This window comes from uncultured Jatrophihabitans sp. (genome assembly GCF_964244045.1).
Taxonomy (GTDB): domain Bacteria; phylum Actinomycetota; class Actinomycetes; order Mycobacteriales; family Jatrophihabitantaceae; genus Jatrophihabitans.
Map to the genome: position 1 here is coordinate 152,529 of NZ_CAXTHK010000002.1, position 25,135 is coordinate 177,663.

The following is a 25,135-nucleotide window of genomic DNA, read 5'->3' on the forward strand; positions in this document are numbered from 1 at the left end:
TCCGAGTGTGCCGGTGGGTCGTCAGGCGCTCGTCACTCGGGGGTGGTGAGGGCCGACACCCGCAGCGTGCAGGCGCGCAGCTGGCCTGGACGGGTGATGGTCATCGAGCTCCCGGGGGCGACCACCCGGATCTGGTCCGACAGCGGCGCCTCGCAGGACGAGAAGTCCCGGAGCTTGCTCTCGGCCGTGGCCCCGGGCTCGAGGGTGAAGCGTGAGGTCCCGGTGCCGGCGGCCGTCGACGGGCGGCCCACCTGGGTGCCGCTGCGTAACAGGGTGACGGTGGGGTACCCGTTCAGCACGCACCGCGCCGTGCCGGTGTTGACGAACTGCAGCGCCGCGAACTCGTAACCGGGGGCGGCCGAGCCGCGGATGACCCGGATCTGCAGGCTGCGGCAGGTGGAGCGCGGCATCGCCGTCGCCGCGGCAGCCGTGCTCGCCGCAGCCGTCGCCGACGCGGAGGCCGTGGCACTCGACGCCGCAGCGGTTCTGCTGGCCGCGGGGGGCGGCGTCGACGTCGCTGTCCTGGCGGCCGGTGGGCCCGCGACGGTCGACCCGCCCGATCGTCCTGGAGCGGGCCCGGCCGACGAGCACCCCGCAGCCAATGCCAGCAGCGCGCCCAGCGCGACGAGGGTCCGAGCCGTCGGACGGCGGCTCACCGGTCGATCCGAAGGTCCGTGGCGTAGGGCAGGCTGGACACCTTGAGCCGGGCGTCGGACTGCAGGTTGTTCCACAACCTGGTCCAGGCCGAACGCCCCGACATGCTGCCGCAACTCCTGGTCTGGGAACAAGCCGTGTACTCGGTCAGCACCCCGGCGAAGTTGATGCGCGGCAGGCCGTTGACGACGCCGGTGAGGGAGATGAACTTCCACTGATCGGCCATCGTGTTGTTGTAGATCTGCGGCAGGTTGAGCATCCGGGTGGGTGCGGCGGCGGCGGCGAGGTAGTGCAGGCCGGCCATCGTCCACCCGTTATTGCACCGGCGGTTGGTGACCGTCCAGGCGCACCCGTCAGCCGATCCGTTGAAGATGAACGCTGCGCTGGTGGCGGACAGGTACCCGCCCAGCCAACTCTTCGTCGTCGAGTACGAGGCACGAAAACCGGGCTCGATGTCGTTGGCGCCGGCGATGGACATTCCGACGTAGCGCGTGGCGTAGGCGGCCAGCGGGTTGACCACGCTGGTGGCCCAGGCACGACCGGTCGCCGCAGACACGTCCATGTCGTTGTTCGTGCCGATGGCGATCATCACGGGTGCGCTCGATCGTTGCGCGCCGGCGTAGCCGTCCAGGTAGGCCTGGACGTCACGGACCAGATCGCCGTACGTCACGAAGCGGGTCGTTGCACTGAGCACGACACCCTTGTCGTAGGCGTCCTGGCCACCGATGTCGAGCAGGACGAGGTAGCCGTGCCCGGAGGGGTTGTGCGCCGCGTCGGTGGCACCTTCGGCGCGCATCGTGGCCAGCTCCGCCGGCGACGAGCCGCGGACGTTGCGGATGTATCGGCTGGTCGAGATGGGGGCCGGGGAGCGCTGGGCCGGCGGTCCCGCCTCGGTGCGAACGGCTGACGACATGGTGGTGCCCGAGGACAACCCAGCGCCGTTGACCGCACGAACCGTGAACGTGTAGTAGGTGCTGGCCTTGAGACCGACGACGACCCCGGTCGTCGACGTGCCGGGCACCGAGACGCTGACGTTCGCGGGCGAGGAGGTGACGACGTAGCTTGCGATCGGCGCGCCACCGTCGGATGCGGGCGCTGCCCAGGTAACCGTCGCGCCGCCAAAGCCGGGGATGGCGGTGGCGGTCTGCGGGTTGCTGGGGGTGACCGGGTGCACCGCCCAGACGATCCGGCACCCGAGCGAGACGTTCTTGCCGCCGCTGACGTTGACCGCGGTCAGGCAGACGGTGTGCTCGCCGTCGTCGGCTGCCAGCACCGTCGACAGGCCGTGGGCGGAACCCAGGCCGGGGTATCTCGCCCCGATGTCGGGGCGGCTGCTGCCGGCGGTCAGGGTCGGGGCGCGTCGTTTGTCGATGGTGACCGCGACCGAGATCGGCGCAAAGGTGTCGGGGTCCAGGGCCCACCCGGTCAGGACGAGTCCGTTCGAGCCGGCTGCGCGGGTCAGCGACTGGAAGGCCCCGAGCGGCTTGAGGGCAAGGGTGACCGTCCGGCAGGCGGGGGTCGAGTTGCGGGTGCCGTAGAGCAGGTTGACGGCGACGGCGCAGACGGTGTGCCGGCCGGACCGGGCCCGCACGGCGAGCTTGAAGTTGTGGCCGCTGTACGTCCTGCCCTTGCGATTGGCCGTGATGCTGGCGATCTGACGCCCGTCGAGCAGGATGTTGGTCGTCACCGGCTTACTGGTGTCCGGGTCGTAGGCCCAGCCCGTCAACGACAGCCCGGTGCTGGTGACGGCAGGCTTGGCCAGCGAGGCCTTCGGAATGAAGTTCACGACGACGGTGCGGCAGCCGAGCGAGCGGTCGGAGCCGTAACCGAGGTTGTCTGCTACCGCGCAGATCGTATGCCTGCCCTGGGGCAGGGTCACCGTGATGTCGAACCCGTGAGAGCTGCCGACACCCGGGTACTGCTTCGCAACCTCGGAGCGAGTGCGGTCAGCGGTCACGGTGATGGACGTCGAGTCGATCCGTAGCACCACCGACAGCGGTGTGGTCACGGCATCGCGATCGAAGGCCCAGCCCCGGATCCGAACCTTTCCGGCGGTGACCTTCGGGACGTCGAGCGCCCCGACCGGCCCGTAATTGAACGTGGCGGTGCGGCACTGCAGAGTCGCCGCTGCGCCCGGGCCGAGGTTGGTGGCGCGGATGCACACCGTGTGCCGGCCCTCCGGCACCGGGATGCTCCAGGAGAAACCGTGCAGCGGCCCTGCTCCGGGGTGCGCGGTCGCGACGTCCGGCCGGTTGAGATTCGCCGGGACGCCGGACTTGATGTTCTTACCGTCGACCCAGGCGTACACGGCGTTCGTTGTCGCTGGGGCGTCCGGGTCGAGCGACCAACCGCGGGCGAGAAGTCCACCTGGGGTGAGGCTCATCGCGTCCAAGCGGCCGATCGGGGCCCCCGGCACGGCCGCGGCTCGCGCCGGTGCGGACGCGGCGGCCGTGGCAACCTGCACGACCGCGGTGGCTCCGGCCGCGACGGCCAGGACGGTAGCCAGGCAGACGATCGCGCGAACGGAGCGCAGCCGGGAGCGCCGGGGGGGCCGGGAAAGAGCAGTCATGGCGATGATCCAGTCAGGCCGGCGGCCGGGGGGAGCCGCGAGTCGTCAGGATCGGCGTACCTGGTTCAGCAGCCAACCCGCCCGCGTCGAGGGAACGCGGGGCCCGCTGATCAAACCACCAATGTTAAGGTTGGGACAAGTGTTACTCGTGTTGCGACACGCCGGAATCAGGCAGACGGCAGGCGATAGTCGACAAACCGGTCACGCAGTGTCTTCTTGGAGAATTTGCCGACGCTGGTCTTAGGCACCTCGTCGATGAACACGACGTCGTCGGGCAGCTGCCACTTCGACAACCGCTGGCTGAGGAAGTCAAGTACCTCCTCGCGGGTCACCTGCTCGCCGTCCTTCACCACGACGCAGGCGAGCGGGCGCTCCATCCACTTCGGGTGCGGAACCGCAATCACCGCTGCCTCGGCGACCTTCGGGTGGCCCATGAGCTGGTTCTCGAGGTCGACGGAGCTGATCCACTCGCCACCGGACTTGACGAGGTCCTTCGTGCGGTCGACGAGGCGGACGTAGCCGAGTTCGGAGACGGTGGCGACATCGCCGGTGCGCAGCCAGCCGTCGGCCGCGAACTGCTCGCCGGGTTCGTCGGTCCGGTAGTACTGCCGCGCGACCCACGGCCCGCTCGCCTCCAGTTCACCCGAGGTCTTGCCGTCCCACGGCAGCGCCTCGCGGGTGTCGGCGTCGACGATGCGCAGCTCGACGCCCGGCGGTGGGAGGCCAACCATCGAGCGGATGTCGGCCAGTCCGTCGTCATCGAGATCGGCGACCTCGGAGCGGATGACGGCGGCGGTCGCGATCGGCGAGGTCTCGGTCATGCCCCAGGCCTGCATGATCGGCAGGCCGACCTTCTCGCGGTAGGCCTCGGACAGCGCGCGCGGCACGGCCGAGCCGCCGCACAGGATGATGCGCAGCGCCGAGAGGTCGCGGCCCTCGAGCAGCGGCAGCATGCCCATCCAGATCGTCGGCACGCCCGCGGTGACCGTGACGCGCTCCTGCTCGAGCAGGTCGACGATCGCTGCCGGAGACAGATCGGGCCCAGGCATCACCATCGATGCGCCGGCCAGCCCGGCGGCGTAGGCGAGGCCCCAGGCATTGGCGTGGAACATCGGGACAACGGGCAGCACGCGGTCGGACTCAGCCAGCCCGAAGGCGGCCGACGACATCGTCGCGTTCGAGTGCAGCCAGGTGGAGCGGTGCGTGTAGAACACACCCTTGGGGTTGCCGGTGGTGCCGGTGGTGTAGCAGATCGCCGCGCCCTGCCGCTCGTCGGTGACCCGGTCGCTGAAGTCCATGGGCGTCGCGTGGTCGATGACGTCGCTCCACAGCACGATGTTGATGTTGTCGTAGGCGTCGGAGTCCGGGATCTCGGCATCGGCGCCGTCGTCCATGACCACGACGTGGCGGACGGTCTCGAGCCGCGGCAGGTGCTGCAGGAACAGCGGCAGCAGCGAGCGGTCGACGAAGACGGCCTCGTCCTCGGCGTGGTTGACGGTATAGACGAGCTGGTCGGCGAAGTAGCGGATGTTGATCGTGTGCATGACGCGCCCGCTGCCCGGGATCGCGAAGTACAGCGCCAGGTGCCTAGCGGTGTTCCACGCGAACGTGCCGACGCGGCCCTCGGGCGAGATGCCGACATCGTCGAGCCAGCCGGCGACGCGCTGCGCGTCGGTCAACGTGTCGCCCAGCGTGGAGCGCTCGATGCCGGTGACGGTGCGCGTTGCGATCGGCTTGTCGCGGAAGTACTGCTGAGCCCGCGTGAAGATCCAGTTCGTGGTCAGTGGCGTGTCCTGCATCAGACCCAGCATGTCGAGATCGTCGCCGACCTGGGTGGCCAGGACAAGGGATTAGGGCGATGGATCGGTTCAGTAGTGCCGCACCACCTGGAAGGTGTGCGTCGTGACGTGGGTGCCGCGGAAGTAGTCGTCGGCGCTGCCGAGGAACGCGCGGACCGAAGCGTCGGGGCTTGCCTGGGTGTCGGCGGCGACCCGGTGGTAGGCGGTGTCGAGCGAGTGGTCGCCGTCGACCGTGTGATCGCCGTGCGCCGAGCTGACGGTGGTGACGTTCGGGCGGTCGGGGTTGGCGACGCCGTCGAGGTGCGGGACGACGTCGGTCGAGTTCTCGAGGGCCAGCACCTGCACCGAGCGCGGTAACTCGCCGACCGTGCGGCCGACCGGCGATCCGGCGGTGACGACGTGGGTGACGTGGAAGCGGCCGCAGCGCACCGCGTCGCGTGCAGTGGTCACTGCGACCATGCCGCCCTCGCTGTGACCTACGAGCATGACGTCGTCCTCGGGACGCACGCCGGCCTTGTGCATCGCCGACAGCACGCCCTGCTCGTAGGCGGTGTTGCGACCCACGAGGGCGCGGCCGTTCGTCGTCAGGCTCGTCACATCGGACGTGCGGCCCGGTGACCACGACTTCGTCCCGGTGACGTCGACGATCACCCGTCGGCCGCCGCCGGCCAGCGTGATGATCCGGACGTCGATGGCGCCGTGGTGGGCATCGTCGGCGTTGCGCTGCGCGAGATCCCCGACGACGTCGGTGAGCCGGCGTGGCGGCCGGCCGGCGATCCCCCGCGAGTCGGTGCCCAGCGGCACGGCCAGTCCGTGCCCGTCGGGCAGCGCCGCGGCAGCCGCGACGAGAGCGGCCGGCAACCCGAGCTCGTTGACGACCACGTCGGCCGCCATCGGATCGGCGGCGATGCCGGCCTGGGCCGCCGCCGCGGGGTCGTGCGAATGCGCGAGCTGGGTGCCGGCGGCGACGAAGGCACCGGGCAGGCGTACCAGGCCGAGCACCTCGTCGTGCAACGCGCCGTCGAGCTGGTCGACGGCGCGGTAAGCCGCGGCCGCTGCGCGCAGCTCGCCGTCGAGCGCCCCACACCGCAGCCCGAGCCAGCTCAACCCGTGCAGCCCGTCGAGGGCGCCGACGAGCTCGGTTTCGAACCGCGCCCAGCCGGACGGGTCCAACACGACGGACGTGGTGACCGCGCCGTCGACGAGGTAGCCGTGCAGGCTGGTCGACGAACCGAGACAGTCGGTGGCCACGCCGCCGAAGCGCCGTGCCAGCAGTTCGAGCTCCTCCGTACGGGCCTCGAGGCCGCCTGCACCGCCGCTGACATCGACGTCACCCATCAGATGCCCACCACGTCGAGGACCTCGTGCGCGACATCTCCTGCGACGTGGACGCCGACGCCGGCCGTATGCAGCGCCCCGGTCGTTGCCCGGCTCAGCACGGTCAGCTCCCCACGCACCCGGGCCGCGTGCTGCCGCAGAGCGGCGGCCGCGGAGTCCAGGCGTTCGGCGCTGCGCCGCAACGACGCGCAGACCTCCAGGGCCTCGTGCGCGAAGCTCCGGGCGGCCGCGCCGTGCCAGGTGGTGTGGCCTAGGGACGCAGCGAGCAGCTCGGCGTGCCGGCGAAGCGCGGCGGCGTGCCGAGCGATGCGCCCGGCCACCGCGAGCAGGGTGTCGGGGTTAGGAAGCAACGACATGGTTGCGAGCCTGACGGTGGTAATGCCCAGCAGGACGGTCGCATTCACCGGCTGTGGACGGCACGCCTGCTTCTTACGAGTTGTCCACAGCGCGCCGCGACGGGGGCGGCACCGTCCCGCATGCTTGAATGTCTACGCGGAATTACACCCGTGCAATTAGCGACTCGAGCAGCCAACGGGAGCCCCTCAGCATGCAGTCCGCCACCGCCCCCACCGGCCCTGCCGACGAGCCGGATGCCGACGGCCTGAACCGTCGTGACCGCGAGATTCTGGCCTTCGAGCGCCAGTGGTGGAAATACGCCGGCGCCAAGGAACAGGCGATCCGCGAGCTGTTCGACATGTCGGCCACCCGCTATTACCAGGTACTCAATGCCTTGATCGACACTCCGTCTGCGCTGGCCGCCGACCCCATGCTGGTCAAGCGTTTGCGAAGATTGCGAGCGAGCCGGCAGCGTCAGCGGTCGGCACGTCGATTGGGTTTTGAGATCTAAGGCGCTGACAACACTGAAAGTTTCGAAGGCACCGGACGCGCATGGTCGCCTGGCTCGTCAGGCCGCTCGCCGTCGGCAGCGCGAGCGGCTAGCCGGGATCGTCCTGGCCGTGGTCGGCGTAGTCGTCCTCATCGTCGCCGTGGTCGCTCTTCGCGACCCCAAATCCGACATCCCGAGCGACGCCGGCAAGTCGGTGTCCATCAGCGGGACCGTCGGCGCGCCGTCGTCGTCGCGCTCGGCCACACGTACCCCCGCGCCGACCACGAGCGGGCCCACCAGCGCCGCCCCGGTCAGCCTGAGTGGGTCGGGCACTACAGCGTCCACGACGACCGCGGCCGGAGCCGTTCCGCTTGTCGTGCTGAACAACACCACCATCGCCGGGCTGGCCAAGCAGGCCGCGATCCGCTTTGAGGCCGGGGGGTGGACGGTCACGTCCTCGGGCAATCTGACCAACAACATCGTGTCGACGTGCGCCTACTACGACCCGTCCGTCAGCGGGGCAAAGGCTGCGGCCGAGGCCCTGCGGGCGCAGTACCCGACCATCAAGCGGGTCGAGCCCAAGTTCGCCGAACTACCGAGCGGGCCTGTCGTGGTCGTGCTCACCCCCGACTATCAGTCGGACTGACGCCGCCGGGCGCTGTGCCATGATGGACGCACAACCGAATAGCAGCGCTCATCCAGAGGGGCAGAGGGACCGGCCCGACGAAGCCCCGGCAACCGCGCGCGATCTTGCTCAGACACTGCGTCTGCTCAGATGCAGCGACGTCCGAGGCCGTCGCGCGCAGGTGCCAACTCCGGCTCGCACGGAACACGTGCGAGGAAGATGAGGGGAAGGCCTCGTTATGACATTGACCGTTGACCGCCACACCGTTCCGTCTCCTGCGTCGGGACTCGTCTGTCGCAGCTGCGGCGCGCAGTTCCCGCTCGGTGCGCAGCACGCGTGCCTGGAGTGCTGGGGCCCGCTCGAGATCGGGTACGACACCGCTGCTCTGGCCCGGGTCACTCATGACGAGATCGCGGCCGGCCCGCAGTCGATCTGGCGCTACGCCGGGTTGCTGCCCGTGGGCCAGAACGCCGCAACCCGGGTGGAATCCAGCACGGGCATGACGCCGCTGATCCGCGCCGACCGGCTGGCCGACGAGCTCGGCTTCACCGCGCCCGTCTACATCAAGGACGACTCAGCCAACCCGACGCACTCGTTCAAGGACCGCGTCGTGTCGGTGGCCATCACCGCGGCGCGCGAGCTGGGCTTTCGCCGCATCGCCTGCGCCTCCACCGGCAACCTCGCCAACTCCGTCGCCGCCCACGCGGCGCGCATCGGCATGCCGTCAATCGTCTTCGTCCCGTCCGACCTCGAGTCGGCCAAGATCACGCAGACTTCGGTGTACGGCGGCACGCTCGTCGGCATCGAGGGCTCCTACGACGACGTCAACCGGCTGTGCTCCGAGCTGGGCGAGACCGAGGAGTTCGAGGACACCGGCTTCGTCAACGTCAACATCCGGCCCTACTACGCCGAGGGCTCCAAGACGCTGGGGTTCGAGGTCGCCGAGCAGCTGGGTTGGCGGCTGCCGGGGCAGTACGTCGCGCCGATGGCGTCGGGCTCGATGCTGACGAAGATCAACAAGGCGTTCAAGGAACTGGTCGCTGCCGGGCTCGTGCCGTCCTCTGCCTGGACGGTCTTCGGCGCGCAGTCGGCCGGTTGCTCGCCGATCGCCACCGCCTTCGACGCCGGCACGTCCGAGGTCATCCCGGTGCGGCCCACCGGCATCGCGAAGTCGCTGAACATCGGCAACCCGGCCGACGGCCCCTACGCGCTGGACGCCGTGCGCGCTTCGGGTGGTGCGATGGCCGCGGTGAACGACGACGAGATCCGCGACGGCATCCGGTTGCTCGCCCGCACCACCGGGGTGTTCGCCGAGACCGCGGGTGGCGTCACGGTGGCGGTGCTGAAGAAGCTCGTCGAACAGGGCCGCATCGACACCTCCGTCGAGACCGTCGTCTACAACACCGGTGACGGCCTCAAGACCATCGACGCGGTCTCCGCCGCCCCGACCGTCACCATCAAGCCGACCCTCAAGGGCATGCGCGAGGCCGGCCTGCTGTAGCTGGCCACTGGTCAGGTTTGCGCGCCGGACGCTCGGTTCACGTGGACCGGACCGACCATTGGCGGCGAAAACCTGATCGATCCAACAACCGACCGCGTGCGAACGCCGACTCGATCCGGCTGCGCATGGCGTGGGGTTGCCGCGTGACGTGTCGCCACCCCCACCGCGCGAAGCAGACGCCGAGGTTCTCGAGCTCCTCCTGCCGGTCTTTCTCGGCGGTGAGCATCGCTCGGCCGTCCTCGTTGTACTTCATCAGCCCGTCGGCCTCGCCGGCCACGCCGAACTCGTCCCAATAGAAGTCGAGTCGGGCGATGGGATAGCCGGATCGGTCGAGCACCACCACCTGCGGCTCGGGCGCGGGTAGGCGCAGCCACCGGATAGTCAGCCTGCTGATCGACTCGAGGGGTGATTCGGCCCGAGCGTCGGACAGCCGGATAGCACGATGGGCCCGAGCAACGCGGGGCCAGTTCCAACACCGCAGGACGACGTCGTCGAGCTCTTCAAACGTCACCAGCCGGCGATGCAGGGCGGCATCGAGCGCGGACACCGCGGTCGAGGTCGGGAATCGACGCGCTACATCGACAAGCGTGCGGGCTACCGACGTCACGTCCACGAGATCGGTGCTGACGACGTCCTGTGGCCACAGCGTGGCCCGGTAGAGGTGTGCGTCTGTCAGCGAGCCGACCCTCCCGGGCGGCACCGTCAACTCCGGTTTGCCGTTCCATCGACCGACGACGGGGAGTCCGTGCACGTCCAGCGCGCTGCGGTCACTGAGCACGCTGCCCGTGCAGGCGTGGGTCGCGGCAATCGCCCGGGTCGCCCGGTCGTCGGCGCCGCTGCGTGCGAGCTGCCCCCGGCGCAGCGCGATGAGATGACCGCTACGCACGGCCCGCGTGATGGCCGGGTCCGTCCACCCCAGGGGGTACAGGTCCGGGCGGGTGAAGACCGGGGCCGGCGGCAACGGGCGCATGCCAACAGCGCACTGAATCATCGCGACGCGCTGCGGGATGATTGCGGAGCTGGGGATGAGCGCAACAGCTGTGGACAGGGAACCCGCCGATCACGTTTGCGCCTGGTATGTCCGGCTGCGTCGCCGACAACCGGTCATTCGGGGCGCAAACGTGATCGACGAGCGGCCTTGGCGAAGCCTCGAGGTGCCGGTAGGGTCCGGGATCCGGATCGGGCCCCCGGCCCGGGAATGAGCAAGGAGTGCACCGTGGCACAGGGCAGTGTGAAGTGGTTCAACAACGAGAAGGGCTACGGCTTCATCGCCGTGGACGACGGTCAGGACGTCTTCGTCCACTACTCGGCCATCCAGTCCGACGGCTACAAGTCGCTTGAGGAGAACCAGCGCGTCGAGTTCGAGGTCGTCCAGGGTCCGAAGGGTCCGCAGGCCGACAGCGTCCGCATCGTCAGCTAGCTGTTCGGCGGTTTACTTCGGCTTCTTGACCGCACCCTTCAGCACCGGGCTGATCGTCTCGACAGCCTTCGCCTTGACCTGCTTGGGTTTGCGGACCTCGCGGCCGCCCTTGTTCTTGCCGGACATCAGATCCCCTTCGTCGAAGCGGTGTGGGTGAGGATCGCGATCGCGCGGTGGTCCTCGTCGGCGCCGGCCTCGGCCAGCGCAGTCTCGGCGAACGCCACGTCTGCGTCCGGCGGAATGACCAGGAGGTCCATCCGTTCCCAGCCCGACGCGTCGACCAGGGTGATGACGGACGGGTCGACGGTGTTGTAGCCGCCGAGTTTGACCACCCGGCCGTCGACGACGAGCGAGCGCGGTGGCTTCTCCCACGCGTGCAGGCAATACATGAGCCGGAACACGTCCCGCCCGGACTCGCGGACCGCCCGAACAAGGGCCGGCGCCTCGGCGGCGAGGTCGGTGGAGCGCGGCCACCAGCCGCCTTCGACAAAGCCTGGCGTCGGATCCGTGCGGAACACGGCTCGCGCGGCCTCGGGCGCAGCGGTGGGAGGGGCGAGAGGTGCGGCTGTGCTCATAGAGATCGCCGATCACGGCTGTCTGGGCCGGCTCATCAGTGCCGCGAGCACGGCCGGCGCGATGCCGGCGAGAAAGTACCCGTTGAGCCGACCGTACTCGCGCCGTGGTCACGGCCGAGCGATCAGGCGTCGCCGCCCACGGCCTCGCCATGCCACGCCCGGCGCAGCGACACCCGCGACCCGCTGTGCAGCACGGACGCCCGGTAGATGCGTGCTGCGACGACAGTGACGCCTGCGGCGGCCAGCACCAGCAGGAGGATCGCGAGCACGACGTCGAGCGTCGCTACGCCGCCGTTCGCCAACCGCGCCGGCATGGTCAGCGACGACACCGGCGGGACGATCGAGAGCACGCGCGCCAGGCTCGAGTCCGGGTTGGACGCCGCGGCGAAGCTGGCGAAGTAGCAGATCATGATCGTGATGGTGATCGGCGCGAGCACGCCCGACACCTCCTCCTGGCGGGACACCGTCGACGCAACGCCGGCGGCGAGCGCTGCGAAGAAGGCATAGCCCAGGACGAATCCGACGAAGCCGCCGACCAGGACGAGCAGGCCGGACGCGGGCAGCGACAGGGTCCCGGACAGCGTGGCGGCGACCAGTCCGACGACGCCGATCACCAGCACCTGCCCGGCGGCGAGCGCGCCGATGCCGAGCAGCTTGCCGGCCAGCAGTTGCAACGGGCGCACGGCGGCCAGGACGAGCTCGACCACCCGGCTGGACTTCTCCTCGACCACGCCCATCGCCACCCACGTGCAGAAGGTGATGAGCTGGGAGAACAGCACGACCACGGCGACGACGGCCAGCGCCTGCCGCTCGGAGCTCTGCGAGGACTTGGTGGTCTCAAGGGTCAGCGTTGGAGCCTGCAGCGCGGCGGTAGCTTGCGCGGTGGTCAGGCCGGCTGCGCGCAACCGGTCGAGGGTGCCGGCGAGCTGATCGGCGCCACGGACGAGGCTGACGGCGGTCGAGTCCGCCGAGCGCGCGATGAGTACCCGCCCCGGCAACACCGCCGCGTCGAGCTTCTTGTCGCGGACCTTGCTGCGCGCGTCGGCCGCGCTGACGGTGTGCACGGTGACGCGCGCGCCCTGGGCCCGGGCGAGGGTCTCGAGCGCGCGGGGCAGGCCCGGCGCGGACGTCGCGATGCCGACGTCGTAGTGCGCCGGACCGTCGTCGCCGGAGAACAGGGAGGGCAGGACGCACGCGAGGACGACGACCACCAGCGCGATCCCGAACCCGATGCGGTAGCCCCGCTGCTGGATCCGCGTGGTGATCTCGCGCCGCGCGATCAGGAGTACGGGGTTCATGCGCGAACACCGTGAGCGCAGGACGAATAGGTATGGCCTTCGGCGGCCGGAGCGCAGCGGAGGCCGGTCATGCCGCGTCCACACTCATCGCCTCGCGGTACAGCTCGGACAGCGACGGGGTGCGCCAGCCGAAGTGCTCGACCCGCCCGGCCTTGATCGCGGCGGCGAGCACCTGTTGATCGGCGTCGGGTGCGTCGACGGCGAGCACGGCGAGCGTGCCGTCGCGCGAGACCTCGCGCACGCCGTCGAGTGCGGCCGTCCACGACGGGTCGGCGTCGACCCGAACCTCAAGCTCGCGACGGGCGCCGTGACTACGCAGGGACTCGAGCGTGCCGTCCGCGACGATGCGGCCGTTACGGATGATCACGACTCGGTCGCACAGCCGTTCGACGAGCTCGAGCTGGTGGCTGGAGAACAGCACGCCCGTGCCGTCGGCACGTCGGCGGTTCAGGACGTCCGCCATCGTGTCGACGCCGACCGGGTCGAGGCCGGAGAACGGCTCGTCCAGGATCAGCACTTCCGGGTCGTGCACCAGGGCAGCGGCCAGTTGGACGCGCTGCTGGTTGCCGAGCGAGAGCGCCTGCACGTTGTCGCGTGGCCCGGCCAGGACGTCCATCTGCTTGATGAGGCGCTCGGCCGCAGCGGCGGCCGCGGCCGCGGGCATCCCACGCAGCTGCCCGAAGTAGGCGACCTGCTCGACGATGCGCATCTTCGGATAGAGGCCGCGCTCCTCGGGCATGTAGCCGAAGCGGGCCCGCCCGGCCGCGGTCAGCGGCCCGTCGTTCCAACGCACCGACCCGGAGTCCGCCGCGAGCAACCCCATGGCGATGCGCATCGTCGTCGACTTGCCCGCGCCGTTGGCCCCGACGAAGCCGACCATCTCGCCCGGGGACAGGGACAGCGACACCCCGGCCAGCGCCGTCGTCGTGCCGTAGGCCTTGGTCAGGTCGGTAATCGACAGCATGCGCGGAGGGTAGCGACTCCCGGCGATTCGCTGCTTGCACTCGCACCGGGTGAGTGCCAGACTCGAATTGGCACTCCCGTATGCTGAGTGCCAGCCGGTCGTGCAGTGAGGCCACCCCATGGAGGCCGTCCGTCGCGGGCACCGCCAACCGGACACAGACGTAGTTATTTACAGAGTGAGGTACCCGAATGGCCAAACTGATCGCGTTCGACGAGGAGGCCCGCCGCGGCCTTGAGCGTGGCATGAACCAGCTTGCCGACGCCGTGAAGGTGACGCTCGGCCCGAAGGGCCGCAACGTCGTCCTGGAGAAGAAGTGGGGCGCCCCCACGATCACCAATGACGGTGTCTCCATCGCCAAGGAAATCGAGCTCGAGGAGCCGTACGAGAAGATCGGCGCCGAGCTCGTCAAGGAGGTCGCCAAGAAGACCGACGACGTCGCCGGCGACGGCACCACCACCGCTACCGTGCTCGCCCAGGCGCTCGTGCGTGAGGGCCTGCGCAACGTCGCGGCCGGCGCCAACCCGATGGCGCTCAAGCGCGGCATCGAGCAGGCCGTCCTCGCCGTTTCCGAGGTGCTGGGCAACCAGGCCAAGGAGATCGAGGGCAAGGAGCAGATCGCGGCCACCGCGTCCATCTCCGCAGCTGACACCACGGTCGGCGAGATCATCGCCGAGGCGATGGACAAGGTCGGCAAGGAAGGCGTCATCACCGTCGAGGAGAGCAACACCTTCGGCCTCGAGCTCGAGCTCACCGAGGGCATGCGCTTCGACAAGGGTCACCTGTCGGCGTACTTCGTCACCGACACCGACCGCATGGAGACCGACCTCGAGGACCCGTACATCCTCATCCACGAGGGCAAGATCTCGAACGTCAAGGACATGCTGCCGCTGCTCGAGAAGGTCATGCAGACCGGCAAGCCGCTGGCGATCATCGCCGAGGACGTCGAGGGCGAGGCGCTCGCGACCCTGGTCGTGAACAAGATTCGTGGCACGTTCAAGTCCGTCGCCGTCAAGGCTCCGGGCTTCGGCGACCGCCGCAAGGCCATGCTGGCCGACATCGCCATCCTCACCGGTGGCGAGGTCATCTCCGACACCGTCGGTCTCAAGCTCGAGACCGCCGGCCTGGAGCTGCTGGGCCGCGCCCGCAAGTTCACCACCACCAAGGACGAGACGACTCTCGTCGAGGGTGCCGGCGACGCCGACGCCATCCAGGGCCGGGTCAACCAGATCCGCGCCGAGATCGACAAGTCGGACTCCGACTACGACCGCGAGAAGCTGCAGGAGCGACTGGCCAAGCTGGCCGGCGGCGTTGCGGTCATCAAGGTCGGCGCGGCCACCGAGGTCGAGCTCAAGGAGCGCAAGCACCGCATCGAGGACGCCGTTCGCAACGCGAAGGCCGCCGTCGAAGAGGGCCTGCTTCCCGGTGGTGGCGTGGCTCTGGCCAACGCGACCGTCTCGGCCTTCGAGAAGCTCGACCTGACCGGCGACGAGGCCACTGGTGCCAACATCGTCAAGGTCGCGCTGCTCGCCCCGCTCAAGCAGATCGCTATCAACGCCGGCCTCGAGGGCGGCGTTGTTGCGGAGAAGGTGCTCAGCCTGCCCGTGGGTCACGGCCTCAACGCCGCGACCGGCGAGTACGTCGACATGTTCAAGGAGGGCATCGTCGAGCCGACCAAGGTCACCCGCTCGGCGCTGCAGAACGCGGCCTCCATCGCCGCGCTCTTCCTCACCACCGAGTGCGTTGTCGCCGACAAGCCCGAGAAGGCCGGCGCTGCTGCTGGCGGCGGGATGCCCGGCGGGGACATGGACTTCTGAGTCCAGCCTGAATCACTTCGGAACGGGCGGTCCCTTTTGTGGGGCCGCCCGTTTCGTTTGTCTTCGTCCGGTCGGTCGACGGGGTGGGCCGATCCGTCGCATCCAGTCTTCGCTTCGTTGCTCGCGAAGACGGCCAGACCCAACCTGCGCTCCGGATCGGTCCACCCTGCCGCCTCCCTCGTTTCGCCCAGAAAGGTCGTCTCGCTGTGGGTCCGCGGGAGTTTGATCCGGTGAGGCTCGGTTTGGCGGAAGCTGATGCGTGGGTGGCTTATTACCGGCGGGACTGGCGGGGCGTGCTGGTCAGTGCCGGGCGTCTTGTGCGGCTGGGGTTCGGGATGTCGTGGGGGCGGACGGTGCGGGGGGCGTGGTTGGTGCTGCGGGCGAATCAGGCTTGGGCGCCTTATCCGGACAACGATCCGGAGCGGGCGCGGCGGTTGATGCGCGGATTTTACGCGCTCGTGGTCCGCGACGGCGGGCTGACGCTGGACCCCGAGCGGGCGGCGCGTTTGGAGGTCGAGTGGTGGCGGGTGCACCGCGCGCGCCAGCGGGAGAACGCGTTGACCGAGGACGACCTCCTGGATTCGCTGGTCGCCCTGTACGCCTACGTCTACGGCTCCGACGAGATCGCCGTCCGCCCGGCGGCAGAGCACCGGACCCGCGCCATGCGGCACTCCGACGATTGGCATCGGGACGGGTGCGCCCTGGACGACCCGCGGCTGACGCAGGAGCGCGCGGAGCTCGTCGCGGCCTACACCGCGTTGCTGGCCGCCGTCCGCCCCTGACCCCCGCCCACGCTGATCAACAGCGCGAAAACGTCGTAGGACGACGTTTTCGCGCTGTTGATCACAGAGGGGGTCAGCTCAGCCGAGGAGCTCGTCCACGAAGCACCAGCGCCAGGCCTCGCCGGGCTCGATCGAGCGCATCACGGGGTGCCCGGTGTCCTGGTAGTGCGCGACGGCGTGCCGGCCGGGTGAGGAGTCGCAGCAGCCGACGTGCCCGCACTCGAGGCACAGCCGCAGGTGCACCCACCGGACCCCGTCGCGTAGGCATTCCTCGCAGCCGTTGGGCGTGTTGGCGCGCATGACGTGCGGCGCGTTCTCCAGGTGCTCGCAGTCGCCGGCGCGTTGCTCGGCGGTGACGAGTTCCGCGTCGACCTGGGCTGCGGCGTCGGCGATGCGATCGAGCAGGGACTCCTCCATGTCGATGGCCTGCAGCGACTGGCGCAGCACGACGTCGTCGTAGATCCCGCGGTCGCGCGCCTCCAGGATGGAGCTGCGCTCGGCCGAAAGCATCTGCAGGCGCAGCCGCCGGTAAGCCGCCGACGGCGGTTCGATCTCGCTCTGCGCGCGGCCGAGTTGCTCCCAGATGCGGTTGCTGCGGGTCAGGGCGCGATCGCGCAGGTCGGCCAGAACTTCCTTCGGAACATCGTCGGTGCTGACCTCGTCGAGGACCGCCAACCCGGCGTTGGCGGCGGCGTTGACGAGCTGGGCGCTCTGCAGCGCATCTTCGGCCGCGTCGGGCGAGGGCAAGCGCAGCCGGCGCACCAACACGGGCAGGGTCAATCCTTGGACGAGCAGCGTTCCGGCCACGACCACGAACGCGCACAGGGCGAGCAGACTGCGCTGCGGGGTGTCTGCCGGCAACACGAAGACGGCGGCGAGCGTCACCACCCCTCGCATGCCGGCCCAGGACACGACGGCCGAGGTTCGCCAGTCCCAGGTGCGTACACCCACGACCTTCAGCAGCGCGGTCACGCCGAACACCCAGGCGATGCGCACCGCGACGGTCGCCAGGGACACGACGACGCACGGCACCACGATCTGCGTCCAGGTGAGACCGGCGTCGCCGACCGTGCTGAGCAGTCGGCGGATCTGCAGGCCGATGAGCAGGAACACGACGTTCTCGAGCAGGAACTGCACGGTGCGCCAGTTGACGTTCTCGGCGATGCGCGAGCTGGCCGTCTGCAGTACCGGCGCCTTGTGGCCGAGCAATAGGCCCGTGACGACCACGGCCAGCACGCCGGAGCCGTGGATCTGCTCAGCCGGCAGAAAGGCGACGTACGGCGCGGCGAAGGACAGCGTGGTGTCGAGCACCGGGTCGTCGATGCGGCGACGGATCTTGGCCAGGACGAACGCGGCGGCCAGCCCCGCCAGCAGCCCGCCCCCGGCTGAGCGAACGAAGTCCCAACCCACCTCGACCGGGCTCACCGACGCGCTGATCGCTGCGATCGCCGTGTTCAGCGCGACGAGGGCGGTGGCGTCGTTGACCAGGCTCTCGCTCTCAAGGATCGAGACGATGCGCCGCGGCATGCCGACCCGCCGGGCGACGGTGGTGGCCGCGACCGCGTCCGGTGGGGCGACCACCGCACCGAGAGCAAACCCGGCCGACAGCGTCGCGGCCGGCACCACCCACCAGGCGATGACGCCCACCGCTAGCGTCGAGAACACCACGAGCCCGACGGACAACAGCAGGATCGGACGGCGGTTGGCCTTGAAGTCGATCAGCGACGTCTGCAACGCTGCCGCGTAGAGCAGCGGCGGCAGCAGCCCGATGAGCACGAGGTCGGGCGTGAGGCGAATCTCGAGGACGTGTGGGACGAACGACAGCACGATGCCGACGGTCACGAGCACGAGCGGCTCGGACCAGCCCAGCCGCCGGGCGAGCGCTGCACCGAACCCGACGACCGCCACCAGGGCCAGGATGTCGAGGGCTACGTGCACCTGGTCATTCTGCCGAACGGCCGCCAGCGGCTGCGTCGTTCAGCGCGCGCCGACCTGCTCCGCGGGCGGCGCGGTGATGGACACCGGCGCGTCGTAGTCCGACAGCGTGATGGTCGGCGTAACCGTCTGCCCGCTGATCGAAAAGGTGCCGGTGACCTGGCGGGGCCGGCCGGTCGCATCGAGGTACATGTCGATCGGGATAGAGGATTTTCCGCCGGCCGTGATGCTGCTCGGTACCGAGGTCGGCAGCGAGCCCGCGTCGACGATGACTCGGTAGTGCGTGGTGGTCACGCCACCTGTGCTTGCCTGACCGAGGTCGGTGACGGAGGACGCCGAGCGGGTGAATGCGACGAGACTGGCGGGCGATGCGACGGTCAGGATCGGCTGCACGGTCGAGGCCAGTTGCGACACGACGGTGCTCCGGCTGTCGGGGGTCAGCAGCACCCAGAGCTTGCTCGAGTCGGTGCGGAGCGCGCTCGGCAGCTTGGCGTAGGTCTTGCCCCCGGAGACGACGACGGTGATCGTGCCCAGACCGCTCGGCAGGGCCTGCTGCAGATTGGCCTGGGAGATCGCGCCCTTGGTCAACCTGACGTCGCCCGCGCCTTCCAACCTCTGGCCGGACAGCTCCGTCGACACGGCCAGGTGCGCCGACGTCGCGGTAGCCAGACCCGTCTCCAGCTTGTCCGCGACGGTGGTGGGTTCGACGGAGCGGCCACCGGTCGTCCGCGCGGTGCGCGTGGACCCGGTAGCGCTCTTGTCCTTGGTCGAGTTCGACGAGTTCGATGAGCTGGACGTGCACGACGTCAGGGCGACGGCGCCGATCAGCGCGAGGGTGGGCAGTGCAACCTGCGCGCGCGAGAGCATGCCGCTACCTCTACCACCCGAATACGACGCCCGCCGCCCGCGCTCAGCGTGCCGCAGGCCTTGAGGTCACTCTTCCTCGACCGGGAACTCGGGCAGGCTGCGCCCGAGCAGGTCGTCAGCGTCCTTGATTGTGTACGCGTAGCCCTGCTCGGCGAGGAAGCGCTGCCGGTGGGCGGCGTACTCCGCGTCCAGGGTGTCGCGGGCGACGACGGTGTAGAAGTGCGCCTGCCGGCCGTCGGCCTTCGGGCGCAGCACGCGGCCCAACCGCTGGGCCTCCTCCTGGCGCGAACCGAAGGTGCCCGACATCTGGACCGCCACCGCGGCCTCCGGCAGGTCGATGGAGAAGTTGGCGACCTTGCTGACCACCAGGACGCGCGATTCCCCGCGGCGGAACTCGTCGTAGAGCCGCTCGCGCTCCTTGGTCGTCGTCGAGCCCTGGATGATCGGGGCGCCATCGAGGACCTCGGCCGCGTCGTCGAGCTGGTCGAGGTAGGCGCCGATGACGAGCACCTGGTCGTTGGGGTGCCGGTCGACGATCTCCTTGATGACCGGCAGTTTGGTGCGGGCGGTCGCGGCAAGCTTGTAGCGGTCCTCGGGCTCGGCCGTGGCGTAGGCCATCCGCTCGGCGTCGGTGAGGGTGACGCGGACCTCGGTGCAGTCGGCCGGGGCGATGTAGCCCTGGTTCTCGATGTCCTTCCACGGCGCGTCGTAGCGCTTGGGACCGATGAGCGAGAAGACGTCACCCTCGCGGCCGTCCTCACGGATCAGCGTCGCCGTGAGGCCCAATCGGCGGCGGGACTGCAGGTCCGCAGTGAGCCGGAAGATCGGCGCGGGCAACAGGTGCACCTCGTCGTAGACGATGAGGCCCCAGTCGCGGGAGTCGAACAGCTCCAGGTGGCGGTATTCGCCCTTCCGGCGGGTCGTCATCACCTGGTAGGTGGCGATGGTGACCGGGCGGATCTCCTTCTTCTCGCCGCTGTACTCACCGATCTCGTCCTCGGTGAGCGACGTGCGGGCAAGCAGCTCGCGCTTCCACTGCCGGCCGCTGACCGTGTTGGTCACCAGGATCAGCGTGGTCGCCTTCGCCTTGGCCATGGCGGCCGCACCGACGAGCGTCTTGCCCGCGCCACACGGCAGCACGACCACGCCTGAGCCGCCGGCCCAGAACATGTCGGCAGCCTGCTGCTGGTAGTCGCGCAGCTGCCACTTCTCCTCGTCGAGCTCGATCGGGTGCGCCTCGCCGTCGACGTAGCCGGCGAGGTCCTCGGCCGGCCAGCCGACCTTCAGCAGCGCCTGCTTGAGGTGCCCGCGCTCGGACGGGTGGACCAGCACGATGTCGTCCTCGACGCGCGCCCCGAGCATCGGCGCGATCTTCTTCTGCCGCAGGATCTCCTCGAGCACGGCACGGTCGAGGCTGACGAGCGCCAACCCGTGCACCGGGTGCTTGACCAGCTGCAGCCGCCCGTAGCGGTCCATGGTGTCGGCGACGTCGACGAGCAGTGCGTGTGGGACGGGGTAGCGCGAGAAGCGCACCAGGGCATCGACGACCTGCTCGGCGTCGTGCCCGGCCGCGCGCGCGTTCCACAGCCCCAATGGCGTGAGCCGGTAGGTGTGCACGTGCTCGGGCGAACGCTCTAGCTCGGCGAACGGCGCGATCGCACCGCGGCACTCAGCCGCCTCCGGGTGATCTACCTCGAGCAGCAAGGTCTTGTCGGACTGGACGATCAACGGTCCGTCGGTCATGAGCGAACGAAGTGAGCGAGTGACGCAGCGAAATGGCCTCTGGCGGCCTGAACGAAGTGAAGGTCGGTCAAGGGTCTCCCTAAATTGTTGCGACTCTCCATTGTCGCAAACAACCAGAGCGCGCGCCGCGTTCCGCGTGAAGTGCGGGGTGGGGCGGGTCAGGTGCCGCCCAGTCCGTTGCGCCAGGCCCAGGCCACCAGGCCAGGGCGGCCGTCGACAGCCAGCTTGGACAGCACATGGTTCAGGTGCGTTTTGATGGTCGCCTCGCTGACGACGAGGCGCCGGGCGATCTGCTGGTTCGACAGCCCTTCGGCCACGAGGCGCACGACGTCGACCTCGCGCCGGGTGAGCCCGTCCGCGTCGGGTGACGGGGCGCTGGGTGACTCCACGGAGGACGAAGCGGCCGGCGGGGCCGCGCGCAGCAGCTCGACAAGGCGTTTCTGCACGCCGGCGTCGAGGACGGTGTGCCCGGCGGCGACGTCGCGGATCGCGGCCAGCAGCTCTTCGGCCGACGCGTCCTTGGTCAGGTACCCGACGGCACCGGCCCGCAGCGCGGGCAGCACGGCGTCGTCGTCGGCGAAGGTGGTCAGGATGAGCACGCCGACGTCGGGGCACTGGCGGGTGATGGCCGCGGTGGCCTCGGCGCCGTCCATCACCGGCATCCGCAGATCGAGCAGCGCGACATCGGGGGAGTGCGCAAGTACCTGTTCGACGGCCTGCGCACCGTCACCGACGCTGGCCACGACGTCGACCTCGCCACCGGCCGTGAGCAGCAGGTGCAGGCCGTCGCGGACGACGGGCTGGTCGTCGGCGAGCACGAGGCGGATCACGAGCCGACCTGCACGGACGCGGGAACGGTGGGCACGTCGAGCTCGACGCACCAACCGGTGCCGGACGGGCCGGCCCGCAGCATGCCGCCGACCGAGCTGACGCGTTCGTCCATGCCGGCCAGCCCGAGCCCACTGCCGACGCCACTGACCGGCGCGCGGTCCACCCCAGGACCGGTGTCGGTGACGGCGACGGTCAACCGGTCCGGGTGCCACCCGAGCCGAACCTGCACGGAACCGCCCGGGGCGTAGCGGGCGGCATTCGTCAATGACTCCTGGACGGCTCGGTAGACGGCATGGCCGGCCGCACCCGACAGGGTGCCCGGTGGACCTTCGACCGTCAGCGTGGCGTCTCCCGGGTGCCGGTCGACCAGCGCAGGCAGGGCGTCGAGCCCAAGCGTGATCGGGTCGTGCAGGGTGCTGACCGCCGAACGGGCCTCGGCCAGGCCGTCCCGCGCGAGCGTTGCTGCCTTGTCCAGCGGCTCGAGGACCGCGGGCCCGACCTGCTCGCGTGCGGCGACGGCGCGTACGGCCTGCAGCTGGACCGACAGTCCGGCCAGGCTGTGGGCGAGCACGTCGTGCATCTCGCGGGCGATGCGACCACGCTCCTGCAGGGCCGCGGCCCGGGCCTCGGACTCGCGCCCGCGCTGCACCTCGGCCAACAGTGCAGTGGCTCGGTCGCGCTCGCGCACGAGATCGCGGTGCTCGACCGCACGCTGCACGAATAGCGGGATGCCCATCCCGGCCAGCAGCCCGGGATAGCTGCGGCTGATGATGCCGACGGTGGCCCCGAAGGCAATCGTGTCCACGATCGTGAACCAGGTGAGGGGCCGCCCCTCGAACGCGTGCGGGGCACGCCCGGCGACGACCACGACCAGGATCTCGGCCAACCCCTGGGGCGCCGTGAAGCAGGCGATCAACCCGGTGATGGTGCAGATCAACACGGCGGCCTGCCGAACCGCCGGCGGATCGTTCTGGACCAGCTGCAGGGCTAGCGCACTCATGACCATTAACACGGTGGTCGCGACTCGCTCGGCAAGCCCGTGGGTCTGGTACACGCTGACCGCGATGATCACCGTCCAGGCCGGGACGCGATACCACAACGGGTTCCAGGAATCGGGCAGCTTGGCGTCCGCGAGCAGGCTCACCCCTCCCTGCCGAACCCGTGCCCGTCGTCCTGGTCCAGGCCGTGCGCTTCGTCCTCGTCGAGGATGCGGATAGACGTGATCCGATGAACGGGGTAGGCGGCGAGCCCGGTCCGGCCGCGCTCGTAGCCGCGCAGCGTGCCGGCTGCTAGCGAGATGGGCTGCATGGTGTGTGCCTTCGTCGAGCCGTCGGCCTCGGCCGCGCCGAACCACACGACCTGGGCCTCACGTACCGCGCGCCGCAGCGTCTCCATCGTGGCCGCCGACGCGACGCCGGGGATGTCGCGGGCGATGGTCTGGACGCGATTGTCGGCCCCGGTCAGGGCGTCACCCGAGCGCAGCCGGCGGACGAGCTCGGCGGCCTGCGCGTCAGGGTCGACGGCGGCGCGCACTGCAGCGTTGCGCCCGGCGGGTCGGGACGGTGACCGCGGTGGTTCGACGCCCAGGGTGATGATCTCGCCCTCGGGCGACTCGGCGGCCGGCGCGAAACCCGCCTCGCGCAAGGTGTCCAACAGGTCGGTGACCGCGGCTGTCGTGACCACCACCGTCGGGGCGAGGCGGCGTAGCTGCAGCCCGAAGGTGCCGCGATCGGCGAGCACGCGGTCGAGCAGGGCGACGTCGTCGCAGCGCAGGTAGGCCCCGGCCACCCCAGCGCGCAGTACCCCGTGTCGGCGGGCGGCGTCGTCGATCAGGTAGCTCAGCGCCTGCGGCACAGGGGTTCGGGAGTAGGCGGCGACGAACGCGGCCAGCTGTTCGCCGGTACGCCCGGCGTCGAGCGCGCGGCGCACCGAACGCTCGGTGATGCGGTAAACGCTGGCCCCGCCCGTCGACTCGAGGTCGGCGACGAGCCCGAGCTCGGCGCCGAGCTCGGCGACCGGCGGCCCGGGCACGACGACGGTGAGGTCGGGCTGGACGAGGAAGTGGTCGACGGGTTCGGGCAGCGCAAGGTCGAGCGCACGCTCGGCGGCCGACCGGGCCATCTGGGTGGCCGAGCCGGCGACAAGTGTGCGGGTGTATCCGGTGCTGCCGCCCGCCGCGGTGACGCCGAGCAGGTCGGCCTCGCTGAGGATCGCGTCGACGACCGGCACCTGGCCCGCGGCGCGGCGCGGCTGGTGCCACGCGAACAGCGCCAGGACCTCGTCACGGTCGGCGGGCGCCGAACCGGGCGGCAGCTCGCCGAGCAGGTCGAGCACCTGGCGGCGCAGCGCCGGCAAGGTGCCGCGCTCGACGTCCGGTCCGAGCGCGGTCAGGACGCGGTCACGTTCGCCGCGCCGCCCGACGAGGCTCGGCTGACGGGTCATGCCCAGCCAGGCCGAGGCCAGGACCATCCAGCGGGCGGCCGGCTGGCGGGCCGCCCAGGCGTCGAAGTCGACGCTGGGCAGGTACGCCGGCTCCGCGCCGGTGGTGGCGTTCAGCAGGCCGGCGGCGTACATCGTTTCGATGACCAGCGCGGTGGTGACCTCGTCGGCGTTGATGTCCTTGGCGGTGCGGCGCAGCTCGCGCACGCCCAGGCCACCTGCCCGCAGGGTGACCGGCGCCTGTGCCGACCAGGAGTCGGCGACGGCCTCGACGAGGCGCAGCAGCTCGAGGACGGCAGTGGTGCCGACCTGGTCGAGGGTCAGCGGCTCGCGTGCGACAACGCGCAGCGGCGGCGCCTCGGGACGGGCCAGGGTCTCGCGCTGAGCCCGCAACGCCAGGCCGACCTCGCGGGGCAGCTCGACGCGCTGCCCGTCGATGGGCACCAGCAGGCCGCGCTCCACCAGCCGGTGGGCCGGCGACTGCGGGCCGGTTTCGCCGCGCGCTGTGCGAACCGTGCCCAACGGCGGCCCGACCGCCAGGCGGTCGACGATCTCGTGTTCGTCGTCGGTGAGATCGGCGAGTTCCCGGGTCAGCCAGTCGTCGTCGCCGAGCCGGGCCGCGGCCGCCTGGCCGCCGCGCGGTTGGGCCGTTGGCGGGATGCCAAGATGGCGCAGCACGGGGACGAGCTGTACGTCGGCCACCCCGGCGAAGAGCCGCACGGCCGGCCTGCCGAGGCCGCCCGGATAGGGGCCGACGGCGTCGCGGACGGCGGGGGTGAGGTGCACGAGCTCGGCGTCGCCCCACACCAGGACGCGGTCGAACAGCGCGTCGAGAGCATCGAGGTCTTCGTCGGAAACACCGCCGGTGATCGTGTCGTCGGGGCCGGCGGCCAGCACCAGGTTCTCGAGAACGCGCAGGGTCAGCGCGTCGAGGCCGTCGACGCTGCGCTGCGTGGACGTCCGCACTCCGAGCCGGGCAGCCAGCGCCCCGAGGTCAGGGGCAGCGGGCAGCGCGAGGTCGGGACGCAGCCGCAGCAACTGGGCCAGCTGTGGGTCGTCGCGGCGGCGCAGCCACTCGGTGAGTGACGCCGCACGGGGCTGGGCAGCACCGCGGTCGGGGTGCGGTACCGGCGATGCGGCCACGGATCGATGCGA

The 25,135-nt window shown here is 70.3% G+C and carries 21 protein-coding genes and 1 riboswitch; of the genes, 6 read left to right on the forward strand and 15 right to left on the reverse strand.

Features of this window, described 5'->3' with window-relative positions:
- Nucleotides 1-32 precede the first annotated feature (32 nt).
- The 5 genes from ACFFC4_RS02575 to ACFFC4_RS02595 all read right to left on the reverse strand — a co-directional run bounded on the left by ACFFC4_RS02575 (nt 33) and on the right by ACFFC4_RS02595 (nt 6,716).
- Nucleotides 33-656 carry a DUF4232 domain-containing protein gene (locus tag ACFFC4_RS02575; RefSeq protein ID WP_375497458.1) on the reverse strand — a complete coding sequence of 208 codons (624 nt, stop codon included), beginning with the start codon at nt 654-656 and terminating at the stop codon, nt 33-35.
- Nucleotides 653-3,223, reverse strand: coding sequence for a fibronectin type III domain-containing protein (locus tag ACFFC4_RS02580; RefSeq protein WP_375497460.1), 2,571 nt, complete (start codon nt 3,221-3,223; stop codon nt 653-655). The genes ACFFC4_RS02575 and ACFFC4_RS02580 overlap by 4 nt, the downstream gene beginning before the upstream one ends.
- 167 nt (nt 3,224-3,390) lie before the next feature.
- Entirely contained in the window at nt 3,391-5,034 is a 1,644-nt protein-coding gene (locus tag ACFFC4_RS02585; protein WP_375497462.1) for a long-chain fatty acid--CoA ligase, read from the reverse strand.
- Between the two features lie 57 nt (nt 5,035-5,091).
- Nucleotides 5,092-6,360, reverse strand: coding sequence for a hypothetical protein (locus ACFFC4_RS02590; RefSeq protein ID WP_375497464.1), 1,269 nt, complete (start codon nt 6,358-6,360; stop codon nt 5,092-5,094).
- Nucleotides 6,360-6,716 carry a hypothetical protein gene (locus ACFFC4_RS02595; RefSeq protein ID WP_375497466.1) on the reverse strand — a complete coding sequence of 119 codons (357 nt, stop codon included), beginning with the start codon at nt 6,714-6,716 and terminating at the stop codon, nt 6,360-6,362. The genes ACFFC4_RS02590 and ACFFC4_RS02595 overlap by 1 nt, the downstream gene beginning before the upstream one ends.
- A gap of 191 nt (nt 6,717-6,907) precedes the next feature.
- Between ACFFC4_RS02595 and ACFFC4_RS02600 the strand changes: the two genes are divergently transcribed.
- From ACFFC4_RS02600 to thrC, 3 genes are all read left to right on the forward strand, one after another.
- Complete coding sequence (locus ACFFC4_RS02600; RefSeq protein ID WP_375497468.1) at nt 6,908-7,207, forward strand: DUF3263 domain-containing protein; 300 nt, start codon at nt 6,908-6,910, stop codon at nt 7,205-7,207.
- Nucleotides 7,208-7,316: 109 nt separating this feature from the next.
- Nucleotides 7,317-7,832 (forward strand): LytR C-terminal domain-containing protein, encoded by a 516-nt coding sequence (locus ACFFC4_RS02605; protein ID WP_375497470.1) that lies wholly within the window; start codon nt 7,317-7,319, stop codon nt 7,830-7,832.
- 45 nt (nt 7,833-7,877) lie between these two features.
- Nucleotides 7,878-8,037, forward strand: a riboswitch (SAM riboswitch).
- A gap of 12 nt (nt 8,038-8,049) precedes the next feature.
- Nucleotides 8,050-9,312: a threonine synthase gene (thrC, locus tag ACFFC4_RS02610; RefSeq protein ID WP_375497472.1), complete on the forward strand. Its 1,263-nt coding sequence runs from the start codon at nt 8,050-8,052 to the stop codon at nt 9,310-9,312.
- Between the two features lie 37 nt (nt 9,313-9,349).
- On the opposite strand, the gene ACFFC4_RS02615 is transcribed toward thrC, so the two are convergent.
- On the reverse strand, nt 9,350-10,282 hold the full coding sequence (locus tag ACFFC4_RS02615; RefSeq protein ID WP_375497474.1) for a hypothetical protein: 933 nt from the start codon (nt 10,280-10,282) through the stop codon (nt 9,350-9,352).
- A gap of 246 nt (nt 10,283-10,528) precedes the next feature.
- Between ACFFC4_RS02615 and ACFFC4_RS02620 the strand changes: the two genes are divergently transcribed.
- Entirely contained in the window at nt 10,529-10,732 is a 204-nt protein-coding gene (locus tag ACFFC4_RS02620) for a cold-shock protein (RefSeq protein WP_375497476.1), read from the forward strand.
- A 125-nt stretch (nt 10,733-10,857) separates the two neighbouring features.
- Here the strand turns inward: ACFFC4_RS02620 and ACFFC4_RS02625 are convergent, their stop codons facing one another.
- From ACFFC4_RS02625 to ACFFC4_RS02635, 3 genes are all read right to left on the reverse strand, one after another.
- Nucleotides 10,858-11,307 (reverse strand): DUF5994 family protein, encoded by a 450-nt coding sequence (locus tag ACFFC4_RS02625; RefSeq protein WP_375497478.1) that lies wholly within the window; start codon nt 11,305-11,307, stop codon nt 10,858-10,860.
- A gap of 122 nt (nt 11,308-11,429) precedes the next feature.
- Nucleotides 11,430-12,605, reverse strand: a complete 1,176-nt coding sequence (locus ACFFC4_RS02630; RefSeq protein ID WP_375497480.1) for an ABC transporter permease — start codon at nt 12,603-12,605, stop codon at nt 11,430-11,432.
- Between the two features lie 67 nt (nt 12,606-12,672).
- On the reverse strand, nt 12,673-13,569 hold the full coding sequence (locus ACFFC4_RS02635) for an ABC transporter ATP-binding protein (RefSeq protein WP_375497482.1): 897 nt from the start codon (nt 13,567-13,569) through the stop codon (nt 12,673-12,675).
- Nucleotides 13,570-13,757: 188 nt separating this feature from the next.
- Between ACFFC4_RS02635 and groL the strand changes: the two genes are divergently transcribed.
- A complete protein-coding gene (gene groL / locus ACFFC4_RS02640; protein WP_375497484.1) occupies nt 13,758-15,383 on the forward strand; it encodes a chaperonin GroEL in 1,626 nt (541 codons plus the stop codon).
- A 263-nt stretch (nt 15,384-15,646) separates the two neighbouring features.
- On the forward strand, nt 15,647-16,165 hold the full coding sequence (locus ACFFC4_RS02645; protein ID WP_375497486.1) for a hypothetical protein: 519 nt from the start codon (nt 15,647-15,649) through the stop codon (nt 16,163-16,165).
- Nucleotides 16,166-16,243: 78 nt separating this feature from the next.
- Here the strand turns inward: ACFFC4_RS02645 and ACFFC4_RS02650 are convergent, their stop codons facing one another.
- The 6 genes from ACFFC4_RS02650 to ACFFC4_RS02675 form a co-directional block, all read right to left on the reverse strand.
- On the reverse strand, nt 16,244-18,103 hold the full coding sequence (locus ACFFC4_RS02650; RefSeq protein WP_375497488.1) for a Na+/H+ antiporter: 1,860 nt from the start codon (nt 18,101-18,103) through the stop codon (nt 16,244-16,246).
- Nucleotides 18,104-18,142: 39 nt separating this feature from the next.
- Complete coding sequence (locus ACFFC4_RS02655; protein WP_375497490.1) at nt 18,143-18,967, reverse strand: hypothetical protein; 825 nt, start codon at nt 18,965-18,967, stop codon at nt 18,143-18,145.
- Between the two features lie 66 nt (nt 18,968-19,033).
- The gene (locus ACFFC4_RS02660) at nt 19,034-20,710 is read right to left on the reverse strand and encodes a DNA repair helicase XPB (RefSeq protein WP_375497492.1); all 1,677 of its coding nucleotides are present in this window, start codon (nt 20,708-20,710) and stop codon (nt 19,034-19,036) included.
- Nucleotides 20,711-20,868: 158 nt separating this feature from the next.
- Nucleotides 20,869-21,540 carry a response regulator gene (locus ACFFC4_RS02665; RefSeq protein WP_375497494.1) on the reverse strand — a complete coding sequence of 224 codons (672 nt, stop codon included), beginning with the start codon at nt 21,538-21,540 and terminating at the stop codon, nt 20,869-20,871.
- Nucleotides 21,537-22,685 (reverse strand): sensor histidine kinase, encoded by a 1,149-nt coding sequence (locus tag ACFFC4_RS02670; protein ID WP_375497496.1) that lies wholly within the window; start codon nt 22,683-22,685, stop codon nt 21,537-21,539. Before ACFFC4_RS02670 ends, ACFFC4_RS02665 begins: the two co-directional genes overlap by 4 nt.
- Nucleotides 22,682-25,123 carry a helicase-associated domain-containing protein gene (locus ACFFC4_RS02675; RefSeq protein ID WP_375497498.1) on the reverse strand — a complete coding sequence of 814 codons (2,442 nt, stop codon included), beginning with the start codon at nt 25,121-25,123 and terminating at the stop codon, nt 22,682-22,684. The genes ACFFC4_RS02670 and ACFFC4_RS02675 overlap by 4 nt, the downstream gene beginning before the upstream one ends.
- Nucleotides 25,124-25,135 lie beyond the last annotated feature (12 nt).